Source organism: Methanosarcina sp. A14 (assembly GCF_001729375.1).
Classification (GTDB): Archaea; Halobacteriota; Methanosarcinia; order Methanosarcinales; family Methanosarcinaceae; genus Methanosarcina; species Methanosarcina barkeri.
Map to the genome: position 1 here is coordinate 1 of NZ_LZPK01000264.1, position 4109 is coordinate 4109.

At 39.6% G+C, this 4109-nt stretch carries 5 protein-coding genes; all 5 read right to left on the minus strand.

Translation table 11 applies throughout. The features are described 5' to 3' along the window. Positions 1 to 25 precede the first annotated feature (25 nt). Positions 26 to 313, minus strand: a complete 288-nt coding sequence (locus tag A9239_RS12330) for a hypothetical protein (protein WP_048118072.1) — start codon at positions 311 to 313, stop codon at positions 26 to 28. Between the two features lie 107 nt (positions 314 to 420). Continuing rightward, on the minus strand, positions 421 to 819 hold the full coding sequence (locus A9239_RS12335) for a molybdopterin dinucleotide binding domain-containing protein (RefSeq protein ID WP_048118068.1): 399 nt from the start codon (positions 817 to 819) through the stop codon (positions 421 to 423). Then, positions 819 to 2066 carry a formylmethanofuran dehydrogenase subunit B gene (locus tag A9239_RS12340; RefSeq protein ID WP_048122938.1) on the minus strand — a complete coding sequence of 416 codons (1248 nt, stop codon included), beginning with the start codon at positions 2064 to 2066 and terminating at the stop codon, positions 819 to 821. The genes A9239_RS12335 and A9239_RS12340 overlap by 1 nt, the downstream gene beginning before the upstream one ends. Before the next feature lie 10 nt (positions 2067 to 2076). Next, positions 2077 to 2541, minus strand: a complete 465-nt coding sequence (locus A9239_RS12345) for a (Fe-S)-binding protein (RefSeq protein WP_048118065.1) — start codon at positions 2539 to 2541, stop codon at positions 2077 to 2079. Between the two features lie 664 nt (positions 2542 to 3205). Beyond that, on the minus strand, positions 3206 to 3487 hold the full coding sequence (locus A9239_RS12350; RefSeq protein WP_011307856.1) for a ferredoxin-thioredoxin reductase catalytic domain-containing protein: 282 nt from the start codon (positions 3485 to 3487) through the stop codon (positions 3206 to 3208). Positions 3488 to 4109 lie beyond the last annotated feature (622 nt).

Below are 4109 nucleotides of genomic sequence, written 5' to 3' on the forward strand. Positions count from 1 at the left end.
AGACAAGTTTTTATTGAGAAAATATTCAGGTGCTCATTTTGCTCTTTATTTTTTTTAACCTTTCTTTCCCAATTTCAATAATTTTCATCAGTTCCTGATACTCACTCAAGGAAATTAAGTTTCCTGGACAGAGAGTATGTATGCTATTTCCACCAGAATACAGAAGAACACCATTCCAGGCTGCAAAGTGAGGTCCTGAAAGATACTCACAGGGCAGCTCCCACCTTGAATCCACGTTTTCAAAACTTTCAAAGCGGTAGAAAGTAGTGCCGTTTTTCAAGATTTTTGTAAATTTTAGAAGTACATCAACCATGCTTTCATCCAATCTGCAGCTAAACAACTATGAAAATGAATATAAAATAATTTTGCCGCTTTTACGGCAATTTTTAAGGGATTTGTTTACCTTACCAGGGAAACCATTTAAAGCATGAGTTCTGTTACTTTTTCCCCTTTTGCACTGGTAACGGTTACGGATATATCCTTGAATTTAGGTACCCCTGTACCTCCGGTTTCATCTGAGACCAGCATATTGGACCAGGGGCTTTTGGGCATATATGCGATGCCTTTGTGAGGAGTTTCATATCCAGATTCCATAGCCTTTACCACAACTCTTCCAAAGGAATTTTTTAAAATTACTGTGTCGCCTTTTTTCACGTCCAACTGTTTGAAATCCGCATGGTCCAGCTTTATTATCGCAGATAGGTCTTTGTATTCGTCCCCAAAGCGGTTTTCGAGCATAGCCTTATCCTGAAAGATGTCCCTGTAAGTTATGACTTTGACATTTATTTCGGGAGCTGTAAGAAAAGATCCGAAATCCATCAGAGTGCCTCCATTATTTTCTTGAGAATTACTTCCTCAGACAGGTGATTTGTCTCAATAACAGGCTCAAAGCTCATTTTAACTCTATCCATGCGTATGGAACTTCCCCCTGCCTCTACCCCATTTATTGCGGTATTGATGTAGACCTTTGAGTGCTTGGAAGTCAGGGTTTCACAATGATCCATCGAGATAACAGGAATCTCCAGCATGTTCTTTGCAATAGATCCGGGAAGGAATAAAAGCGGGTCTGAACCTATTATAAGGGCTGCGTCCACCGATTTTGCTTTAAGAGATTCAACAACTGAGTATTCGGGTCCATGCTTTGCAGTTCCATTTTCAAACTTTACACTGTTCACGTATCCAGTTTCTGCAAAGAGGTTTTCGTTAAAGCCCATTGTATTAGAGCTGCTTACCATTGGTATGAGGTGGAAATTTGCTTTCTCATTCAGAATTTCCATCAGCTTGAAAAGAGGCTCAAGGTTTTCAAGCGAGTAAATGAGCCCGCGTCCTACAAACATTACTCCGAACTTTGCTCCTTTAAGGATGTTTGCCAGCTCAAGGATTTTTTTAGGCGGGTAATTGTAAGAGGTTTTAGGAAGCTTTCCAGAAAGCCCTGCAATCATGGCATCGATAAATTCTGCATCTCCTTTTGGAGGGATCTGGAAGAAATAATTCCCGCAGATCTTTGCGGTATGGGACTTCCGGACATCGATTGCTATGGCTGTCCTTTCCTCTTCCCAGCCTCTCTGCTTTTCTGTTCCTCTGGGGAAGTAGGAGTGCTTCGAAAGAAGGCGAGGATGAGAATCCGATGGATCTGTTCCCCAGTATATGATAACATCAGCTTTATTCCTTACATCGTCAAGAGTACAGGTCTTAAGCTTATCCTGAATGAGAGCCTCAGCTAGAGGACCCAGGCAGAACGAGGAGGTATCATCCAGGGTAGCGTTAATTTTCTTTGCAAGTTCAATTGCTATTTTTTGGGTTTCACTGGTAGAAGTCCCAAGACCGAAGATCAGAGGATTTCTGGCATTTTTAAGAATCGATGCAGCCTCACTGATAGCAGTAGCTTCATCTACAGGCTTATTATCAACCAGAAAATCTGCTTCGCCCCTTCTTGCTTCCTTCATATGGGCGACTCCTACTCTGCAGGCTGTATAAACTTTATTCACAATGTTATTTTCGGACTCAACCTCAATATCGTCACAGAGGAGTCCGCAGCCTGTGCATACATGATAGTTTTTCTCCATATCCGCTTCCTCACACAAACTCGATTGCCTCTACAGGGCAGGTTACTATACAGCCATTACATAGAATTTTGTTCTTTCCGAAACGGCGGCATTCCCCTAAGTTTTGAGCTTTTACAATGCCGTCTTCTACGGCCAAGACCAGCTTATTAGGATTCGTAGGGGCCTTTCCCGAGCCTATTCCGTGTGGATCATTAGCTACATTCGGAGGACAGGCAACCACACAGTTTCCACAGCCAAAACATAAGTCTTCATGCACTATAAGTCCGGTTTCAGTTGCGCTTTCGGAAGGTTTGAAAAGTTCACTTATCTTTTCATAGTTTTCTTTATACTTTGGTTCATCTTTAAGAGGCGGGCAATCCTCGGGTGTGAGCTCGTGGGCCATGAGAGATACTGCAAACGCCATACAAGAGGTTTTTCCGCACTTTTTGCAGTTAGTCTTTGGAAGCATCTGATAGAGTTCCATTGCATTTGTCATTACAGGTCACCCTTGAGTCAAATTTTTTATGTCAGTTTTTCATTGAAGAGTATGAAGGTTAAGAAGTATATTAAAAAGCAAGATTAAGTGTGTCACATTAAGCATGTCACTGTGAAAACGTATATTATATAACCTTTAATTAAATATATCTAAGTAATCTTCCTTAAACCCTCGCTTTTTTGTTTTCAGCGTTACTTTTAAATTGCAGTAAGGATTTATTATAAATATTTATAAACTGTTTTCATCCAAGCTTTTTGTAAAAAGATTGTGTAAACTGCTTCATCGATTTATCACGCCGTCACGACATTTTATCACGTTGTGTAGGCCATTGGTCAAACTTTCTCCCGGAAAAATTGCGATCAAATTTTTTTCAAGAGGGTTGTAGTCAAACCTTTTTTAAGAAGGGATGTTATCACATCGTTGCTAAGGATTTTCGATAAAACCTTTTCTCAAAAGGTTTGCTCCAGGCCTTTTTCTCTAAAGGTTTTTGCTCAAGCCTTTTTTTAAAAGGCTTGGAGCAAACCTTAAGACTTTGATGTCCCCAGGTATGCAGCCTTTTGTTTCCGGGCCTTTCAGGTCAGGAGATCTTACAATTTAACTTTCCTGCCCTTCGGAATAGACCAATAAAGCCTCTTTGCAGGCAAACCGAATCCGCTGAACTCAATTAATTCGCTTTGAAGAAAAGTTCGCAGTGACAGTTTCCGTCCCTTTCGACTTCTTCTTTATGATAGATGCAGGGACATACAATCTTTCTATCTTCTTTTTCATCTCCGGTAACTATTCTGCAGGGACAGTAACGCCTTCCGAATTTCTCAAGCTTAACTGTAAGTCCATCAAGCACATAGTCAAGAGCTTCTTTATCCGGGTTAAGCCTGTACCCTGCTTTTTCTGCATATTTCTGAGTCCATTCATACATTTTCTGTTTTAGTTCATTATGATCAGTCATACAAAGAGCTCCTTTGCTTTAAATTGAAGAAATCCTCAACCTTGATGAGAAGAATATGTAGTCATGTGTGAATCATATGTGGATAATATGTGAAGCTATGTGAGCTGTTTATAAAATGGAAACATTATAAGTATACTAGAATAAAGTCTGCTGAAGACTTTCAAGTTTTATGAAACACTTGTGAGAATAACCTGAGTATTTAGCGTCACCTTCATCTGTAAAGTCATTAATACCTATTTTTGTTTAAGGCTATTTATAGAAATACCTTGTCCTGCAGGAATTAAATGATTCAGCGCAGTATAGCCAGTTTTATCTCACTCACGTCCATGTAATCAATTTTACCTCACTCACGCTCATACAACCAGTTTTTATCACTCATGTCCATATAATCAATATTATATCACTAGCGTCCAATAAAACCGATTTCATCCCACTAGCGCCCCTATAACCAATTTAACATTATGGCTTTTCTTGAGTTGTCCAGTTGAAACTGGTCTATCGATTACGCATTAAGTTCTCAAACTATAAATTAATTGGTAAAACTCCGGTAATAAGACGAGAATCTCAAATTAGCTTTTAAAATCTCAAATCTAATTTGATACTCATTGGTCATCGGTTAAGG

Excerpts from the sequence above, each read along its gene's own strand:
- A9239_RS12330 (WP_048118072.1), bottom strand. The coding sequence starts at position 313 with ATGGTTGATGTACTTCTAAAATTTACAAAAATCTTGAAAAACGGCACT.
- A9239_RS12335 (WP_048118068.1), bottom strand. The coding sequence starts at position 819 with ATGGATTTCGGATCTTTTCTTACAGCTCCCGAAATAAATGTCAAAGTC.
- A9239_RS12340 (WP_048122938.1), bottom strand. The coding sequence starts at position 2,066 with ATGGAGAAAAACTATCATGTATGCACAGGCTGCGGACTCCTCTGTGAC.
- A9239_RS12345 (WP_048118065.1), bottom strand. The coding sequence starts at position 2,541 with ATGACAAATGCAATGGAACTCTATCAGATGCTTCCAAAGACTAACTGC.
- A9239_RS12350 (WP_011307856.1), bottom strand. The coding sequence starts at position 3,487 with ATGACTGATCATAATGAACTAAAACAGAAAATGTATGAATGGACTCAG.